General features: G+C 65.8%; 18 protein-coding genes and 1 tRNA gene. 8 read left to right on the top strand and 11 right to left on the bottom strand.

The window, feature by feature from the left end; all coding sequences use genetic code 11:
• The first annotated feature begins 116 nt into the window (after positions 1-116).
• Positions 117-2561 carry a helix-turn-helix transcriptional regulator gene (locus tag IEW19_RS16660; protein ID WP_188572712.1) on the top strand — a complete coding sequence of 815 codons (2445 nt, stop codon included), beginning with the start codon at positions 117-119 and terminating at the stop codon, positions 2559-2561.
• Between the two features lie 268 nt (positions 2562-2829).
• On the opposite strand, the gene IEW19_RS16655 is transcribed toward IEW19_RS16660, so the two are convergent.
• Positions 2830-3330 (bottom strand): NUDIX hydrolase, encoded by a 501-nt coding sequence (locus IEW19_RS16655; RefSeq protein WP_188572711.1) that lies wholly within the window; start codon positions 3328-3330, stop codon positions 2830-2832.
• Between the two features lie 114 nt (positions 3331-3444).
• Between IEW19_RS16655 and IEW19_RS16650 the strand changes: the two genes are divergently transcribed.
• Complete coding sequence (locus tag IEW19_RS16650; protein ID WP_188572710.1) at positions 3445-3684, top strand: hypothetical protein; 240 nt, start codon at positions 3445-3447, stop codon at positions 3682-3684.
• A 64-nt stretch (positions 3685-3748) separates the two neighbouring features.
• Here the strand turns inward: IEW19_RS16650 and IEW19_RS16645 are convergent, their stop codons facing one another.
• From IEW19_RS16645 to IEW19_RS16635, 4 genes are all read right to left on the bottom strand, one after another.
• A complete protein-coding gene (locus IEW19_RS16645) occupies positions 3749-4924 on the bottom strand; it encodes a sensor histidine kinase (protein WP_229748533.1) in 1176 nt (391 codons plus the stop codon).
• Entirely contained in the window at positions 4812-5366 is a 555-nt protein-coding gene (locus tag IEW19_RS23610) for a hypothetical protein (protein WP_229748532.1), read from the bottom strand. The genes IEW19_RS16645 and IEW19_RS23610 overlap by 113 nt, the downstream gene beginning before the upstream one ends.
• Before the next feature lie 194 nt (positions 5367-5560).
• Positions 5561-6934, bottom strand: a complete 1374-nt coding sequence (gene radA / locus IEW19_RS16640; protein WP_188572709.1) for a DNA repair protein RadA — start codon at positions 6932-6934, stop codon at positions 5561-5563.
• Between the two features lie 60 nt (positions 6935-6994).
• Entirely contained in the window at positions 6995-8122 is a 1128-nt protein-coding gene (locus IEW19_RS16635) for an FUSC family protein (protein ID WP_188572708.1), read from the bottom strand.
• Positions 8123-8379: 257 nt separating this feature from the next.
• Between IEW19_RS16635 and pstS the strand changes: the two genes are divergently transcribed.
• From pstS to IEW19_RS16610, 5 genes are all read left to right on the top strand, one after another.
• Positions 8380-9501 (top strand): phosphate ABC transporter substrate-binding protein PstS, encoded by a 1122-nt coding sequence (gene pstS / locus IEW19_RS16630; RefSeq protein ID WP_188572707.1) that lies wholly within the window; start codon positions 8380-8382, stop codon positions 9499-9501.
• Positions 9502-9603: 102 nt separating this feature from the next.
• Complete coding sequence (gene pstC, locus IEW19_RS16625) at positions 9604-10536, top strand: phosphate ABC transporter permease subunit PstC (RefSeq protein ID WP_188572706.1); 933 nt, start codon at positions 9604-9606, stop codon at positions 10534-10536.
• The gene (gene pstA / locus IEW19_RS16620) at positions 10537-11649 is read left to right on the top strand and encodes a phosphate ABC transporter permease PstA (protein ID WP_188572705.1); all 1113 of its coding nucleotides are present in this window, start codon (positions 10537-10539) and stop codon (positions 11647-11649) included.
• 87 nt (positions 11650-11736) lie between these two features.
• Complete coding sequence (gene pstB / locus IEW19_RS16615) at positions 11737-12516, top strand: phosphate ABC transporter ATP-binding protein PstB (RefSeq protein WP_188572704.1); 780 nt, start codon at positions 11737-11739, stop codon at positions 12514-12516.
• Positions 12517-12602: 86 nt separating this feature from the next.
• Entirely contained in the window at positions 12603-13013 is a 411-nt protein-coding gene (locus tag IEW19_RS16610) for a hypothetical protein (protein ID WP_188572703.1), read from the top strand.
• Between the two features lie 46 nt (positions 13014-13059).
• On the opposite strand, the gene IEW19_RS16605 is transcribed toward IEW19_RS16610, so the two are convergent.
• The 4 genes from IEW19_RS16605 to IEW19_RS16590 all read right to left on the bottom strand — a co-directional run bounded on the left by IEW19_RS16605 (position 13060) and on the right by IEW19_RS16590 (position 16249).
• A complete protein-coding gene (locus IEW19_RS16605) occupies positions 13060-13467 on the bottom strand; it encodes a hypothetical protein (protein WP_188572702.1) in 408 nt (135 codons plus the stop codon).
• 179 nt (positions 13468-13646) lie between these two features.
• On the bottom strand, positions 13647-14657 hold the full coding sequence (locus IEW19_RS16600; RefSeq protein ID WP_188572701.1) for an inorganic phosphate transporter: 1011 nt from the start codon (positions 14655-14657) through the stop codon (positions 13647-13649).
• Position 14658: 1 nt separating this feature from the next.
• The gene (locus tag IEW19_RS16595; protein ID WP_188572700.1) at positions 14659-15276 is read right to left on the bottom strand and encodes a DUF47 domain-containing protein; all 618 of its coding nucleotides are present in this window, start codon (positions 15274-15276) and stop codon (positions 14659-14661) included.
• Between the two features lie 313 nt (positions 15277-15589).
• Complete coding sequence (locus tag IEW19_RS16590; RefSeq protein WP_188572699.1) at positions 15590-16249, bottom strand: hypothetical protein; 660 nt, start codon at positions 16247-16249, stop codon at positions 15590-15592.
• 210 nt (positions 16250-16459) lie between these two features.
• Here IEW19_RS16590 and IEW19_RS16585 point away from each other — a divergent pair.
• Positions 16460-16532, top strand: a tRNA-Lys gene (locus tag IEW19_RS16585).
• A gap of 65 nt (positions 16533-16597) precedes the next feature.
• Here the strand turns inward: IEW19_RS16585 and IEW19_RS16580 are convergent.
• Both IEW19_RS16580 and IEW19_RS16575 read right to left on the bottom strand, forming a co-directional pair.
• Positions 16598-17233: a M23 family metallopeptidase gene (locus IEW19_RS16580; RefSeq protein WP_229748531.1), complete on the bottom strand. Its 636-nt coding sequence runs from the start codon at positions 17231-17233 to the stop codon at positions 16598-16600.
• 3 nt (positions 17234-17236) lie between these two features.
• A complete protein-coding gene (locus tag IEW19_RS16575; protein WP_188572697.1) occupies positions 17237-17578 on the bottom strand; it encodes a YciI family protein in 342 nt (113 codons plus the stop codon).
• Between the last annotated feature and the right edge of the window lie 26 nt (positions 17579-17604).

Here is a 17604-nt window from a genome sequence, read left to right as displayed (position 1 = left end):
CGCCGCGAAACTCAACCGCCGTCCCCGGCCCACCCTGAACCTCGAGACCCCAGCCAACCGGCTGAACCAGCTGCTGCTGCAAACAGCGGCCTAAACCCCTGCGTTGCACTGACTAGTTGACTTTGCCCAGCCTCCGGTGTGCCTGGTTGTCACTGGACCGGTTCGATACCCGGCCCCAGCGGCTTTACCACGGGGTCGTTGGAGCTCTCCAGTCCGCTGGTATTCGAGTTCCCGCGCCCGGCCTCGAGGCTTTGACGGCCCTTGGCAAGGGCCTCGAACGGGACCCGGCTGTTTCCCATGACGTGCTGCTGAGCGTCCTGGAGCACCTGACGGAGCCCGTCGCACTGGTCATTGACGACATTCAACTGGCCGGCACGGGGCTGGCCAGCGGTGTTGTCGGAATGCTCGCCACCTCGGCTCCACAGCCGCTGCGGCTTATCCTCTCGGGACGTGGGCATCCGCCGCTCCAGCTGGAACGGCTCAGGCACGGGGAAGGCATTGGTGAATTCGGTGCCGCCGAACTGGCTTTCACGCGTGACGAAGTTGCCGAGTTCGCGGTTTCGTTGGGTTATGATCCGGGCTTTGATGCTGGACCTATCTGGCGGCGGACGCACGGATGGCCTGTTGCTGTCCACGCGGGCCTGAACACATCTGTTGAAGGCCGGAACGTTCCCGGCGGGGGCCCGGTTTCGTTTGGCGCCCCCATGCCCCTTGCTGATTACATCGCGGAGGAGATCCTCGACCAACTGGACCCCCCATTGGCGAATTTCATCCTGCGTGCCACGACCTGCGACTGGCTTGGCCACCGGCTCGCAGTGCAGCTCCAAGGCGGGTCCGACGGCGGGACGCTGCTAGAGGCGTGCCGGCGCGATGGCTTGTTCATCGAAGAGCACGAATACGGCGGTGGCGAATCGATGTTCCGCTGGCAGCCCCTGTTCGCGGCCCAGTGCCGGCGGATCCTGGAACGGAGGGACCCCCTTCTCGCTGAGCGCATGCACCGCGTCGCGGCGCGGCACTATGAGGACATCGATGTGTGCCAGTCAGTGGCTCACGCCCTGCGGGGACATGCGGCCAGGCAAGCTGTCGCCTCCCTCGGCGAGCATTGGCTGGAGTACCTATTGTTCAAGGGTGCCGGTGCACTTGAACAGGTGTGCCGGGACCTGCCGTCCCCGTGGAACGAAGACCCCGAGATCCTGATGGTAGTTTCTGTCTGCCGTGCCCTTGACGGTGACAGCGTGGCTGCCTCTGAACTTACCCAGCTGGCACTGGCACGAACTTCGGTCCTGGACGCGGTGCGGCGCCGCAAATTTGACGGGTTCCGTGCCCTCTTTGAGCCGCTGCCTCCCCATGGACGGCCGGACGAGCGCAGTCCGGCCGGCTACAGCCAGCCAAGCTCCGGTGAGACACCCACAAACGGGCCCGCCACAACATCAGGCCTGTTCCTGCTTGCGGAGGCCGAGTTCAGGTTGCGCCGCATTGGGGACCTGGCCGCCCTCATGCTTCAGCCAACGGCAGCAACGGTTAGCCGTTGGGGGACGCTGGAGGCTGGTTCCATGGCAGACCTGGCCCTGGCCTTCGCCTGCGCGGGCGACATAGCAACTGCCGACGATATTGCGGTGCGGGCATTGGACCGGGCGGATGGTCTTGGGCGGGCAGCGCAGGACCGGATGGCGGCGGCCTGGCTGGCGCGCGGGATCGCCAGTTATTGGCGGGATGAGCTGGGTGCTGCCAGGGCCCAGTTGGTAAAAGCCCGGTGCGTTGGCGGCAACGGGTTCGCGCTCAGCCCGCTCAGTGTCCTGTTTTGTGTGCTGGTCGATTGCGCCAGTGGAGACGAGGACCACCTTGCCGACTCAAGTTCGGCACTCGAGTCATATCACCAGCAGGGCTCCTATGCAGGGTCATGGAAGGATTTCCATACCATCGCCAAGGCCAGGATTGCCGAAGCGGATGGCGACGTGGACGGCGCGCTGGCTTTGGCTGCACCGTTGGGAGCCGGCGGTGGTGCTCCTTTGGTCGATGTGCTTCTGGCGGAGCTCCTGCGCCGTGGAGGAGAAAGCCGGGCCGCCGTAATCTGTGCCAAAGGGATGGCCGACCGGCACCGCAACCGTTGCCTGGACGCCAGCATGAGCTTGACCGAGGCACTGCTGGCCCATGCTGCCGGTGATGAAGCCCAGGCGCACGAGCGGATTGAACATGCGGTCCTTTTGGCCGAGTCCCAATCAGTCCTGCGTCCCTTCACCGAGCGGCGGGATGAACTCGCGGACCTGCTCATTCGGCACGCGGTCTGGGGCACCAGCCATGAATCGTTCATTGCGGCCCGGATGGCCCGGCACGCAGACGTCCCCCGGCACCTGCGCACCCGGTCCTACTGGACGCTCACGGACCGCGAACGTGAGGTCCTGGCCTACATGCGCTCGGTGATGACCGCGGCCGAGATCGCCGACGCCCTGTATATCTCCGTAAACACGGTCAAGACGCACGAGCGGTCGATCTACCGCAAGCTGGGGGCCGCAGGCCGCCGCGAGGCGATCAAAACGGCCGCCGAACGTGGAATCGTGTGAACGGGTGGAGTGACCCCATTTGCCCGGCCCCGACGCGGCCCCCGCCTGGGTTCCGCGAGGCCGTAGCCAAGGACCGGCTGAACGCCGTCAAGGAGGCTGAAATGCCGCTGTACGTACTGTCCCCGACGACGCCAGCCTTTCGCAGGCGGCAGCATCCTTGCGCGACGAAGCCGCGAAGGTCCGGGCCGCAGTCAGCGATCTTGAGACGGCGGCCAAGTGCTGGAGCCCGGCCCCTGCCGTCGAGCCATTGAGGGCACCCCGTCCTGCTTCACGAAGAGCCCTGCACCTGGTCCACAAGTGCATCGAGGATGGGGAGTTGCCCTTTGACGAGTTTGAGGCGGGCCTCCTGCTCATGGAACCACCGGGCGTCGTCGATCTCGGGGTAGTGCTGGATCCTGCCTGAGCCTCTGGGCCATTCCAGCGGAAACGTATTGCTGCGGATCTCTTCCGGAGCGAACTGCGCTTCCGCTGCGAAGGCAGTGACGAGCTTTCCTGAGGATTGCCGGAACTCGCCCAGCGGCCGGTATTTTCCGGCAGGGGCCGCAGTGCCCATTTCCTCAGCGAATTCGCGCAGTGCCGCCGCCAAAGGATCCTCGCCGTCAACGTATTCACCCTTCGGGATGGACCAGGCATGCGCGTCCTTCCGGGCCCAGAAGGGGCCGCCCATGTGCGCGATCCAAACCTGCAGCCCGTCCGGCCCGCCCGGCGCACGGGAGCCATCGCCAGGATCCATCCGGTACAGCAGGATTCCTGCGCTTCGAACAGGCATCCGGCCTCCAGTTGTCCGTTCCACACTTGTTGAGGTTGCCGCCGGCTGTTAACCCGGAGTTCACGGCACTGCTTTAGGTTAGCTCTTCAGGCACTCTGCTCGAAGGGACCCGTCATGGCCAATATTGCTGAGGTTTTGGGACGGCTCACGCCGGAAGAAGTAGACGAGCTTCGCAGCCTTGGTCCGCAGGGCCACCTGCCGCGGCATCTGGTGGATGCGCTGGACCGGGCGGCCGGGGGAACAGGTTCGGGCCGCGGCTATTACGTGGCAAACGGCAACGTGACCGCCACCGGCGGCCCGCTGCTGGTGCTGCGCAGTGACGTTTCCAGTTGGCTGACCGGCGCCGGTTCCTGACCAGCCCGTCAGCTGTCGGGCCGAAAGCCGGCCCCGGAATCCGGACCGGGCCGCCCGGCGCAGGTCAGGATTCCGGCAGGATGAAGGTTGCCTTGGTGCCCACTCCGGGTTCGCTGTCCAGGCTGATTGATCCTCCATGGCCTTCAACGATGGTCTTGCTGACGGGCAGTCCCAGGCCTGCGCCAGGGATGGCCGTTTCCCGGGACCGCGCCGAACGGAAGAACTTGGTGAATGCCTGTTCCTGTTCTTCCTCCGTCATCCCCAGGCCCGTATCGGTGATGGAACAGACCAGGCCTGCATCGGTCCTGAAGGCCCTGGCGGTGATCAGGCCGCCGTTGGGGGAGTACTTGATGGCGTTCGAGACGAGGTTCCGGATCACTTGGCTGATCCGTTCCGGGTCCACCCTGGTGTTCAGCGGCTGTTCCACATCAAGCACCAGCTGTAGTCCCGTGCCGGCTGCCCTGGGTAAGGCGGCGTCCACCTCCGTGGCCAGCAGCTGGGCCAGATCCGTCTCCTCCGGCGACAGGTCCACCCGCTCGGACGCCACCGCGATCAGGTCATTGACCAGGCTCAGCAGGTGCTCCGCATTACGGCGCACCACCAGGAGCTCCTCCTGGATGTCCCCATGCCCGGGTTCGTCCAGGACCAGTTCAAGGTAGCCGAGGATAGACGTCAAGGGGGTCCGCAGTTCGTGCGAGACAGTGGCAACGAAGTTGTCCTTTGCTGCCAGGGCGACGATCAGGCTGGTGACATCCACAAACGTGATGACGGCGCCGCTTTCCTGCCCGCCGGCGGAAGGGAAACCATGCGACCCCACAGAGTAGGCACGCTGGCGGTCCGCTGGACCGGCCCAGTACAACTCGTCCGTAAAGGCCTCCCCGGCAGTGGCGCGGGCTGAGGGAAGCAGGGCTGCCGGTACCGGTGTGCAGCGGTCCGCCGACATCAGCAGGCCTTGCCCGGCGCCAGGGTTTAGGACGACGGCGAGGGCAGGGTCCGCGCGCATGGCCTTGTTTGCCAGCACGGTGTTGCCCCTGGCATCCACCACCCAAACGCCAACCCCAACCGCCTTGAGCACTGCGTCGAGCAGGCCCTGCCGGCGGACGCTTTCGCCAAGCGTGCGTGCCAGGTCATGTTCGTTTTCGACCAGCCGGAGGCGATGCCGGCGGATGGTGGTGGCCACCACGTGCGCGGTCACCGCAATAACGGACATGACCAGGGGCAGGATGAGGGTGCGGATCATCGACCCCCCCTCCCGGCGGCGAGCCGAGCGCAGCGGACGGGGCAACGGTACTGAGGACAGTCCCCGCAATGGCGAGGGCCGCCATGAAGGGCCGCACCTGCGCCGAAAGCCAGATGACGGGGAAAACAAGCATCAAACTCAGGACATTGAACGCCGAGCCGCCTGCTTCCCGCGTGAAGCCGATGGCCAGGCAGTCCAGGACAGGAATCACCGCGAATGCCGGCCCGGGAAGCCTGCCCCAGGGAAAGGCCACACAGGCGCCCAGGATCAGCAGGTGGAACAGCAGGGCAGCCAGGAACAGGTTGTCAGTCAATGTTTCCGGGCTGAAAATTGCCGCTGCGATCACAACCAGTACCACGGTTAAGGTGACCGGCAACTGGCTCGCCACCACCCGTTTGCGGACGCTGAGCGCGCCAAAGATTCCGTCGAGACGGTCAGACACAACGGGCGCTACCGCCGCCCTGCTCGTTTGGCCGGGCACCTCCGTGTGGCCCTGCTGTTCCCGGATTACCAAGCTGCCCCCAGCGCAGAAACAAGAAACCTCCGTCTGCAAGAAGGTTCTGCACCCACAGTACCCGTCAAAGGGCCTGGTACAGGCCAGAACTGGACCGCCCGGGCGCCGGCAGACGCCGGCTGCTAGCCAATCAAAAGGCTGAGCGCCTCCGTCAGGTGCTCCACTTCACGCACCGAGAATCCCGCAGGTACGGGCCCGGGCCCGGTGTGGCTGGCCGGAACCACTGCGTGGGTGAATCCCAGCCGGTGGGCCTCCTGGATTCGCTGGTTGATTCCCGGCACGGGCCGGACCTCGCCGGCCAGGCCCACCTCGCCGAAGGCAATAAGCCGGATGGGCAGGGGCTTGCGGGCCTTGGCCGAGGCCACGGCAAGGGCAACCGCTAGGTCCGTTGCCGGTTCGCTGAGTTTCACCCCGCCCACGGTGGCCACGTACGAATCGTCCTTGTGCAGCAGGGTCCCCGCACGCTGCTGCAGCACGGCCAACAGCATGGACACACGCGAACTGTCCAGCCCGCTGGTGGCCCGGCGTGGCTGTGAGTTGGGGCTTTCGGCCAGCAGTGACTGCACCTCTGCCAGGAGGGGGCGGCGTCCCTCCATGGTGACGGTGATGCAGGTCCCGGAAACCGGTTCTTTGGTACGGCTGACGAACAGTCCGCTGGGATCGGCCAGGCCCTCGATGCCGTTCTCGTTGAGGTCGAAGCAGCCGACGTCGTCCGTGGGCCCGTACCGGTTCTTCACCGCACGGAGCAGCCGGAGCCGCGAGTGCCGTTCGCCCTCGAACTGGCACACCACATCCACCAGGTGTTCCAGCAGCCGCGGACCCGCGATGGAACCGTCCTTGGTGACGTGGCCCACCAGCAGCGTGGTCATGTTCCGCCGTTTGGCCGCGGCAATAATGGAAGCCGCCACTTCGCGCACCTGGGACACGCCGCCGGCGCTGCCGTCCACGTCCGCGCTGCTGAGGGTCTGCACGGAGTCCACGATCAACAGCCGCGGCTCAATCTTCTCCACCTGCCCCAGCGCCTGGCCCAGATCCGTTTCCGCGGAGAGGTACAGGGATTCGGCGACGGCGTCGATCCGCTCCGCGCGCAGCTTCACCTGCGCGGCCGATTCTTCACCGGTGACATAAAGGACGTCCTGGGCAGTCCGCGCGAACTTCGCGGCAACGTCCAGCAGCAGCGTGGACTTGCCCACCCCTGGCTCGCCCGCCAGCAGGATGACGGCGCCGGGAACCAGACCGCCGCCCAGCACACGGTCCAGTTCATCCACCCCGGTGGGCAGGAACGCGGCAGTGGTGGCATCCACGTCTGCGATCCGCCGCGCCGGCTCCACGACCGTTGTGGCCGCCGTCGTCCGTGCCACCGCCGTGCCCGTCTCCTCAACGGTTCCCCACGCCTGGCACTCACCGCAGCGCCCCACCCATTTCACAGTGGTCCAGCCGCACTCGGCGCATTTGTACGCGGGCGCCTTGGACGCCCGGGAAGTCTTTGTTGCCATGCGTTCAACCCTAGTGGCGGGCACTGACACCGATGTTCGACTCCCGGAGCTTGGGCGCGGTTACAGGGCGGGCAGCACGTCCCGGGCCTCTGCCGCATCCATGCCGGTAGCTTCCAGCAGGTCCACCATCAGGGGCCGGAACAGCATGACAACGGTTTCGCCCTCCAGCCGCTGGACCTCCAGCAGCTTGGGGTGCAGGCGAAGCGCGATCTCGCTCAGGTCACGCCGGGCGGTGCGCAGGTGGGCGCGCCGGACGCCCTCGTGTGCTTCCGCGAGCCCCAGCGAGAGCTCATCAATGGCGGCAGCGGTCTCCTGCAGCACCCCGGCGATGCTGTCCGTGGCCTCGTCCGAAAGCGCAGTGTGGTTGATGGCGCTGGTCAGCCGCCGTGCGAACACGCGGCTGTTCCTCAGCGCAAGGTCAATGAAGTCCAGCGACTGCTTCAGCCGGTCCAGTTCATCACGGTGCCGTCGGTAGGCAGGCGCCAGCGTGGCCACCTCCCCGGACGCGCGGAGGGATTGGCGCATGGCATCCACCAGGGGCTGGCAGTTCCTGCCGCGGATCAGCGCGTGCCACGCCTGTGTGGAGTCGCTGTTGACCAGCCCGCCCGCACATTCACGCAGTACCTCGGCGAGTTCATGCAGCAGTTTCTGGACATCCCTTCGCGGCTCCTGGCGGGGATCCTTTGGCACCAGGATGGTCACCAGCAGGGCACACAGGCCGCCCACCACCGCATCAATGCTTCGCGTGAACGGGCCGCCGGAGGGCGCAGGCAGCAGCACTACCAGCAGTGACTGCAGTGCCAGTTGGGTGGTGAAGATATTCCCGCTGTCCAGGAACCGGGCCAGCAGGATGGAGAAGAGAAGCACGACGGCGGCCACCCAGATATCGCCGCCCAGCCAGTGCAGCAGCAGGTCACCCACGGCGATGCCGATGGTGCACCCAAGCCCCACTTCCATCACGCGCCGCAGGCGGGGCTCGCGGGAGAATCCGAGGGCGATCAGCGACGATGTGGCAGCGAACAGGGGGCCGGAGTGGTCCAGGATGTATTGGGCGAAGGCATACGCGCCCACGGCGCATACGGTCATCTGGATGGCTGGGACGAAGGAGTTGCGGCTGCGGATCAGCCCGGTCCGGACCCGGCTGCGCAGGAACCGCCTGGTCGCTGAGAGTCCCGCGGGGATGGCCATGGCTCCAAGTCTATTCAGTGCCGGCCGGTCCATTGCCCGGTGAATGTGCGTCCACTACGGCCGGTCATGTGATCTGCGCAATGGCGACCCGGCATTTGTCAACCAGTATCCTGCCGTCGTTAACCTGCCGTTCACTTTGGACAGCCCATCCCGTTACCTGCACTCCCTAAATTTCTTGGAGGTACATAACGTACGCATCGCACCGCAGGGCGACTCCGACCCTGCCGCACCTGAATATCCCTGGAAGGGGTACATCTGTGAAGGCACTCCGCTTCGGCCGCCACGCGGCTATCGCTGTTATCGCAGCCGGCGCACTCGCGCTTACCGCCTGCGGTTCAGACAACGCCACGGGCACCTCGCCTGCCGCCACCCAGTCCGCGGGCGGCACCAAGGTCACCGGCACGCTGACCGGCATCGGCTCTTCCGCCCAGGGCGCAGCCATGGACGCCTGGAAGACCAACTTCGCCTCCGCCAACTCCGGCGCCAGCGTGCAGTACTCCCCGGACGGCTCAGGCGCCGGCCGCAAGGCGATCCTTGACGGCTCGGCCCAGTTCGCCGGCTCGGACGCCTACCTGACCGACGCCGAATACGCTTCCTCCAAGGACAAGTGCGGCCCCGGCGGCGCCATCAACGTCCCGGTCTACATCTCCCCGATCGCCGTGGCCTTCAACGTTCCCGGCGTCACCGACCTGAAGCTGGACGCCGCAACCGTAGCCAAGATCTTCCGCGGCCAGATCGCCAAGTGGAACGACCCCGCCATCGCTGCCATGAACTCCGGCGTCTCCCTGCCGGACCTCAAGGTCACCCCCGTGAACCGCTCCGATGACTCCGGCACCACCCAGAACTTCACGGATTACCTGTCCGCTGCAGCCTCTGACGTGTGGACTGACAAGGCCGCCGGTGTCTGGCCCGCCAGCCTCCAGGGCGAGAACGCCAAGGGTACCTCCGGCGTGGTCAAGACCGTCACTGACACCCCCGGTGCCGTGACCTACGCTGACGACTCCGCCGTCAGCGGAAAGCTGGGCGTGGCGCAGATCAAGGTGGGCGATTCCTTCACCAAGATCTCCGCCGATGCCGCCGCCAAGGCAGTTGACGCGGGCAAGCCGGTTGACGGCCGCGCCGCCAACGACCAGTCCATCAAGCTGGACCGCAAGACCACCATCGCAGGTGCCTACCCGATCGTCCTGGTCTCCTTCCACATCCTGTGCACCACCTACGACAAGCAGGAGACCGTTGACCTGGTCAAGGCCTTCGAGCACTACGTAGTCTCCACGGAGGGCCAGAAGGCTGCAGCGGATTCGGCCAAGTCCGCCCCGCTGTCATCGGACCTCGCAGCCAAGGCTGCCAAGGCCATCGACTCGATCAAGGTCAAGTCCTAGCCAACGCTGTAAACCGGGTTCCCCGCACTGCCGTAAGGCAGTGCGGGGAACTTGGCTTTGCACCCCGCTCCGTAATCCAGCAACGAATCGAAGGGCCGTCGAATGACCGCCACCTCCCTGACCAGTACCCAGGGCGCCGGCCGCACCGGGGACAAAGTCTTTTCCGGCGCTACGCTGGCAGCCGGCTGCCTGATCCTCGCCGTCCTCTTCGGCGTCGCACTCTTCCTGGTAGTCCAGGCGATCCCCGCGCTCACCGCGCCGGCGGACAAGATCCAGGGCGGCCAGGGCTTTTTCGCCTACATCTGGCCCATCGTGGTCGGCACGCTGATTGCCGCGGTCATCGCACTGGTGATTGCCACCCCCATCGCCATCGGCGTGGCGCTGTTCATCTCGCACTTCGCGCCCCGCGGCCTGGCCTCCGGACTCGGGTACGTGGTTGACCTGCTCGCCGCCATCCCTTCGGTGGTCTACGGAGCCTGGGGCGCCGCTTTCCTGGCGAGGGAGATCTCGCCCGCATACGGCTGGCTCGCGGGAAACATGGGCTGGCTCCCCATCTTCGAAGGCCCCGCCTCCGCCACCGGAAAGACCATCCTCACCGCGGGCATCGTCCTGGCGGTAATGGTCCTGCCGATCATCACTTCACTGTCCCGCGAGATTTTCCTGCAGGCCCCGAAGCTGCATGAAGAGGCGGCGCTGGCGCTCGGCGCCACCCGCTGGGAAATGATCAAGATGGCAGTGCTGCCCTTCGCCCGTCCGGGCATCATCAGCGCCGTCATGCTGGGCCTTGGCCGCGCACTGGGCGAGACCATGGCCGTTGCCCTGGTACTGTCGTCCGGCGCCCTGACTGCCAGCCTGATCCAGTCCGGAAACCAGACCATTGCAGCCGAGATTGCCCTTAACTTCCCCGAAGCCAGCGGAATCAAGGTCAGCACCCTGATCGCCGCCGGCCTGGTGCTGTTCGTCATCACCCTGGCCGTGAACATGATTGCCCGCTGGGTCATAACCCGGCACAAAGAATTCTCGGGAGCCAACTAAATGACCTCCACAGTTACCCCCGTCCGCAGCAAACGGTCGGCCCTCACCAAAGGCCAGCTGCCCAAGTACGCACCCTACGCCGTTCTTGGCGCTGCCTTGATCGTCGGCGCCGCCATCCTGGCCCTGATCGGCTTCAATGCGTTCGGGTGGGGAGTGGTTTCCGCGATCCTCTTCGCCGTGGGACTGGTGTCCTGGAGCGCAGTGGTGGAAGGCTCCCGCAAAGCCAAGGACAGGCTGGCCACCTGCCTGGTGGTGGGGTCGTTCCTGGTAGCGCTTTTGCCACTGATCTCGGTCATCTGGACCGTGTTGGTCAACGGTATTCCGGGCCTGTTGAATCCAGGGTTCCTCACTAACTCCATGAACGGGGTCACCGGAGCCTTCGATAACAAGGCCGTGGAAAGCGGTGCCCCCGTGCTCGGTGGTATCTACCACGCCCTCCTGGGCACGGTGCAGATTACCCTGCTGGCCACCGTCATCTCTGTTCCCGTGGGGCTGCTCACGGCAATCTACCTGGTGGAGTACGGCCAGGACGGCCGGCTTGCCAGGGCCATCACGTTCTTTGTGGACGTCATGACCGGCATCCCTTCCATCGTGGCCGGCCTGTTTGCCGCCGCGTTCTTCTTCGTGGTGGTGGGCCCGGGCACCAAGACCGGTGCCGTGGCCGCCGTCGCGCTTTCGGTACTGATGATCCCAGTGGTGGTCCGTTCGAGCGAGGAAATGCTCAAAATCGTCCCCAATGAGCTCCGTGAGGCCGCGTACGCCCTGGGCGTGCGCAAGTGGCGGACCATCCTCAAGGTGGTCATTCCGACGGCGATCTCCGGCATCGCGTCCGGCGTCACCCTGGCGATCGCCCGGGTCATCGGCGAGACGGCGCCCATCCTTGTCACCGCCGGCTTTGCCACCAGCATCAACACCAACGTGTTCGGCGGCTGGATGGCCTCGTTGCCCACATTCATCTACACCCAGATCCTCAATCCCACGTCGCCCTCCAACCCGGACCCGTCCTCGCAGCGGGCCTGGGGCGCGGCGCTGGTGCTGATCATCCTGGTGATGGTCCTGAACCTGGTGGCACGCCTGATCGCCCGGATCTTCGCTCCCAAATCAGGCCGGTAGCCGGGCCGGCCGCTGGCCGGCTTCACCTTCCGCCCCAGCCCGGCGGACCCTAGACTTCAATCCATACCCAGCAAGTGAAGGAACATCATGTCTAAGCGCATCGACGTCAAGGACCTGAACGTGTATTACGGCGATTTCCTCGCCGTGGAGGACGTCAGCATCAACATCGAGGCCAAGTCCGTCACCGCGTTTATCGGCCCGTCCGGCTGCGGAAAGTCCACCTTCCTGCGCACGCTGAACCGCATGCACGAGGTGATCCCCGGCGCCCGCGTGGAGGGCGAGGTGCTGCTCGACGGCGACAACCTCTATGGCCCCGGCGTGGATCCCGTTACTGTGCGCTCGCAGATCGGCATGGTTTTCCAGCGCCCCAACCCGTTCCCCACCATGTCCATTCGGGACAACGTGCTGGCCGGCGTCAAGCTGAACAACAAGAAGATCTCCAAGGGCGAGGCTGATGTCCTGGTGGAGCGCTCGCTCAAGGGCGCCAACCTGTGGAACGAGGTGAAGGACCGGCTGGACAAACCAGGTTCAGGCCTCTCGGGCGGCCAGCAGCAGCGCCTCTGCATTGCACGCGCCATTGCCGTGGAGCCGCAGGTGATCCTCATGGACGAGCCCTGCTCCGCCCTGGACCCCATCTCCACCCTGGCCATCGAGGACCTCATCAATGAGCTCAAGGACCAGTACACAGTGGTGATCGTGACCCACAACATGCAGCAGGCCGCTCGGGTCTCTGACAAGACCGCGTTCTTCAACATCGCGGGCACCGGTAAGCCGGGCAAGCTGATCGAGTACGGCGACACCCACACCATCTTCAGCAACCCGGTGCAGAAGGCCACCGAAGACTACGTTTCCGGCCGTTTCGGGTAAGCCTACTGAGCGCCCACGCATGTGGTCAGTTAGTACGCAACTAGATACTTTTGTGGCTAGTAGTAAGCCAGCTTAGGAGCTTTGCCATGACGCAGACGGCCAGCAGCCCCTTGGGCCCCCAGCTTACTGTTTCCGTACCCGAGGCCTGCACGGCGGTGGAGGATGTGCCTGAGCTCGAACTGGCCGCAGCCGCAGATTTGGCAGGACCCCTTGCGGCGGGTCCCCTGGCCTCGGAGCTTGAACCGCACCTGGCCTTCGCCGTGGCGGCGGTTGAGGAAGAGGATGTCCTGTCGGAGGTGTGGCGCACCAGCTCGCACCTCGAAAGCATGCAGTGGGAACTGGACAACGCCCAGGAGTCCCTGCGGCAGGTGGTGCGGAAGGCCTCGGCCGCAGGTGTGGCCCACGGTGAACTTTGCACGGCGGCGAACCTGGCGCCGGACGAGCTCGCAGCCGTCCTGATGGCGGCAGCCACCAGCCCCGTGGCCCTCCAGCCCTAGTCAGGGTCCCGCTTTTCCGCAGCGCCGGGTGGACACGTGGACAGCGTCATTCCGGAACCTCCAGCTGGAACCCGCAATGGCAGCGCAGGACCCGGGTGGGCAGGGATACCGCGTTGAGGCCGCTGCCGGTGTTGCTGCTGCGGTAGCAGAGCCGCTCAACCTCGAACTCCGCTTCCTCCATGGGGAAGCCGCAGTGGATGTAGTCGTCCCCAAAGAGGATCACCTTGGCCATCCAGCGGACCTGGTTCAGCGCGGCCGCGACGTCGGTGGCGTAGGCGGTATGTTCCTGGAACAGGTCGCAGTCGTTGCAGGTGTAGGAGACCGTGACCAGGTCTCCGCCGGCGGCGCCTATGGCCGTGATGGCGTGGATGGTCAGCTGGTGTTCGGTTCCGCAGGCCTCACACTGGGGCTGCCGGGGCTGTGGCAGGGGGCGCCGGGAATACGAGGGAGACATGACGCCTGCTCTTTTCCGCCTTGTGCATCCAAGCCGCCGAGTGGCTGCAGCGGCGCTCATCCGCGGCCCTGCACACGGCGCGGACGCCGGTCCCCGGCACCATTGACCGGGGGCGCACTTCCGAATGTACGTCACGGCGGATTCCCTGTACAGGGGAGTGCCGCCATCCGTTGCCCTGACTAGGCGGATACGGGGGAGAGTGCCAGGGCGAGAACGAAGGCCAGGGCGCAGGTCGCCAGCGGAGTCAGGGCCCAGAGCCATAGGATCCGGATGACCAGCTTCCGGTTGGTCACCGAAAAATGCTGGTTCTCCCCGGCCCCCAGAGCGCCGGCAGTGACCGTGTGGGTGGTGGAGAGCGGCCAGTGGAGCCCGATCGCGCCCACAAAGAGCATCACCGCGCTGAAGGTCTGGGCAACGGAGCCGCGCAGGGGGTCGATCCTGGTGATTTTGTATCCGATGGTGTGCGAGATCCGCCATCCTCCGAAGAGCGTCCCGGCAGTCATCATCACTGCGGAGAGCGCTGCCACCCAAGTGGGGATGCCGCCGTCGGAATAGCCTCCGGCCAGGAGGGCCAGCAGCAGCACTGCGCTGACGCGTTGCCCGTCCTGCAGGCCGTGGCCGAACGCCACTGCGCCGGCGGCAACGGCCTGGCCGCGGCGGAAGCGCTGGTTCACCACCTTGGGCTGGGTGTAACGGGCCACCCACGTGGCCGGGTACACCAGGAGGAAGGAGCCGCTGTAGGCCACAAGTGGAGACAGCACCAGCGGCAGGACCACCTGGAACACCATTGACTGGTCCACTCCCTCTACCCCGGGGCCGCCGATGGCAAGGCTGGCAAGTCCAGCCCCGGCGAGCCCGCCCACCAGGGCGTGGGTGGAGGACGCGGGGATGCCCCGACGCCACATCAGAAGGCCCCACGCGCAGGCGCTTGCCAGGCCGGCCACGAGGATGGTGAGGCCGTCAGTGCCGGCCGGAAGGTTGATCCAGGTCCGGCTGACGGCAACGGCGAGCAGGGCGCTCAGGAGGGCGCCGACAAAGTTGAAGAACGCGGCGAGGAGCACGCCGACGCTTGGGGTGAGGGCGCGGTTGCGCACTGCCAGGGCCACTGAGGTGGACGCATCCCGGAAGCCGTTCAGGAAGGCAAACGCCGCGGCCAGCAGGACTACCGCGGCGAAGATGACTGCGGCCACGTCAGGATTCCTTGACGATGATGCTGCCTACCTGGGTGGCCACCCGCCGCATGTCCTTGGTGACCTCGACCAGCTGGTTGGCGATGTCCCGGTTGCGGGAGTACTGCGCCCACTTCATGTCCGCGATCATGTCTGCCACCCAGACGCGGTGGGTGCGTTCGGCCCGTTTGGCCAGCCGCAGGATCTCGATCCAGTAGTCTTCCAGGTCATCCAGGTCGTTGAGCCTGCGCATCGCGTCAACCGTCAGCTCGGCCTGCAGGCTGATGATCTCCAGCTGGTCTGCGGCGCGTTTGGGCAGGCGGTCCAGCCTGTAAAGGGCCACCAGCTCCGCTGCGGCATCCATCTTCTCCATGGCCTCGTTAAGGTACCGGGACAGGGCGTACATGTCCTCGCGTGGGAGGGGGTTCACAAAGCTGCTGCGCATATGGGTCAGCAGCGCGAAGTGCAGTTCGGCGGACTTGGCCTCGATGTTGTGCATGTCCTCTACCAGCTTGCCGTGCTCGTCCGCAGGTACGCCAAGGATCTCGGCCAGGGTGGCACTGGCCAGCACGATCTGTTGTGCCATCTGCGAGAGCAGGTTCAGCCCTGCGGGCTCCTGGGGAAAAAGGCGCAGCTTCACGTGTTTACCGGTCTCCGGGGACTTATCAAGGCGGGGTTGCTGCCGTGTGACTTGACTCTGGCGCGCAACTGTCGCCTACTCTACCGGCCCGTAACAGCACCCTCTGAATTGCCGCTTGGATGAGGGCAGAAAAATGGTGCCGAACCGGATACGCCTCTCGGCGGTAGGCCGCTCTAGGCGGCTAATTGTTGAAGCCCGGGGGTTTCGCGGCTCGGCACCGGTTTCAGTCTTCTACTTCACCCGGCCCAAGTCAATCTTGACAGCTGGGGCCCGGTTCGTCCCGGGAAACCGGTCCGGCGACGCAGAAGAGGAGTCAGTCCAGTTCGCCCAGGCGCCACGCATTGGCGGCGTGCTCAAGGTCCTCGGCGGTCTTCACCAGCTGGTGGGAGTTGCGGGTCAGCTTGCTGGCGTGCGCCTCGTTGGCGTGCTCGGCGCCGTCGGCGAGGGTGGCCTGGCCGAGCGCCACCACCCGGCAGAACGCGGCGGAACGTTCCAGCGCGACGTCGAAATCGCCGTCGAATGCGCCGGAAAGAATGGCATCCGCCATGGTGCGCATTTCGTCTGCGCCAGGCGGTTCGGCCGCGCCGGCCACCACGTTGGACACCTGGGCGGTGTCCTTGCCGGCGCGGAAGTAAACCGAGATGCGTTCGGGGTCCTGGACGGTGGCGGCGCGCAGCGCATAAAGCCGCCACAATGCGCCGGGAAGGGACCGTGCGGGGCTTTCCGCCCACATCTCGGCAATGGCATCCAGGCCCTGTTCATCGGCGAGCTTCACCAAACGTTGGGTGATCACGGGATCATCGCTGTCCCGACCGTGGCGGACCAGCGCCTGCGCGGCAAGGTGGGCGGCCTCCGACACGCGGGCGGGATCGGCGCCGCCGGCAAACGGCTCAAAGTCCATCGGGGCGAATGGCTTCGGCTTGTGGTGCCGGTTGCTGCCGCCGTACGGACTGGTTCCTGCTTGCTCGCTCATGCCCCCACGCTACTCCTGTGCCGCAGCGGAAATCGAGCATCTGCGGCCCTTGCACGGTGCGTTCAGATAGAGGCTGCACCGCGGGGTGAAAGCGTCCGACGACGGCGCCCGGGGTGTGTGCGAAGACGCCGGAGCCATGGGTTAGAGTATTAACGTCCAGAAATGGATTGGGCCGGACGGGCAGGCACACCGTGTTTGACCGGCCGGCAGGGGCCTTTAGCTCAGTTGGTAGAGCATCGGACTTTTAATCCGTGGGTCGTGGGTTCGAGCCCCACAGGGCCCACCCATCGAAACCGCGGGTGTCCGCCGCGAAGGCAGGCGGACACCTTTCCGGGCACAATCCGGCTTTTAGACCACAATCACCGTCCTGTTTCGCGGGAGTCCGCCGGGAAACAGGATGGGAAGCCCGGAAGCCCGACCCGGGTCTGCTGAATCCATCGCCTGCACGTGCAGATGCGGCTCCGTGCTGTTGCCGGAATTGCCGCACCGGCCCACCACCTCTCCGCGCGCCACCGGCTGCCCTGGTTGAACGCAGACGCTCCCACGCTGGAGGTGGCACAGGGCTATGAACACCCCGGCGCCGTCGATGATCACGTGGTTCCCTGCAAGGCCGGGCCACCCCTCCCGCGCCCGGCTGGCCTGGGAGGCGGCATAACCGATGGATGGCAGGCCGCGGAACGCGGCGTGGTCCGCCTCCCCGTCATGGGCGGCTTGCACAACCCCGGCAACCGGTGCTGCCACGGCCCTGCCGAACCCCACGAACTTTCCGGGCTCCTCAGGCCGGAACAGCGACGCCAGGGTAATCGGTGCAGAGCGCCCGTTCCGGTCCACGGGGGTGAAGTCGATGGCGTGGCTTGTGGCGAAGAGCCGTGTCCCGTGGCTGGGCACGCGGTCCGCCGGCGAGTTCTGCACGAGCCAGGATCCCGTGAAGGGATACTCCAGGTGCACCGGAACCGATGGATCCACTGCTCGTGCCGGATTCACGGTTCAGCTGGCGGGGTCGTACTGGAAAGCCCGCACCTCCTGCGCGCAGCGGCAGGCCGCAGCGATTTTGGCGGCCCAGTGCAGCGCAGCATCGTAGGTGGGCAGCTCCAGCACCGTGTAGCCGCCTTCAATCTGCGTCGTCTGCGGGTAGGTGCCCTCGCTCACGGTTCCGGCGGCGTCCACCGTGACCGGCCGGACGCTCTCATCGATGCCACCGCCGAAGATCCAGACACCGGCGTCCTTCGCTTCCTGGACAACTGCGTGCGCCGCGTCCGCAACCTCCTGCAGGCCGCCATCGGGGATGTCCATGGCGCCACTGGGAAACGAGATCAGATACTTGGTCATTTGGCCGGCTCCTTTGCTGCAAACGC

Origin of the sequence: Arthrobacter liuii (genome assembly GCF_014639275.1) — a bacterium.
GTDB lineage: Bacteria > Actinomycetota > Actinomycetes > Actinomycetales > Micrococcaceae > Arthrobacter > Arthrobacter liuii.
Note: the sequence above shows the minus strand (reverse complement) of the source record. Positions and strands in the feature narration are given on the sequence as shown.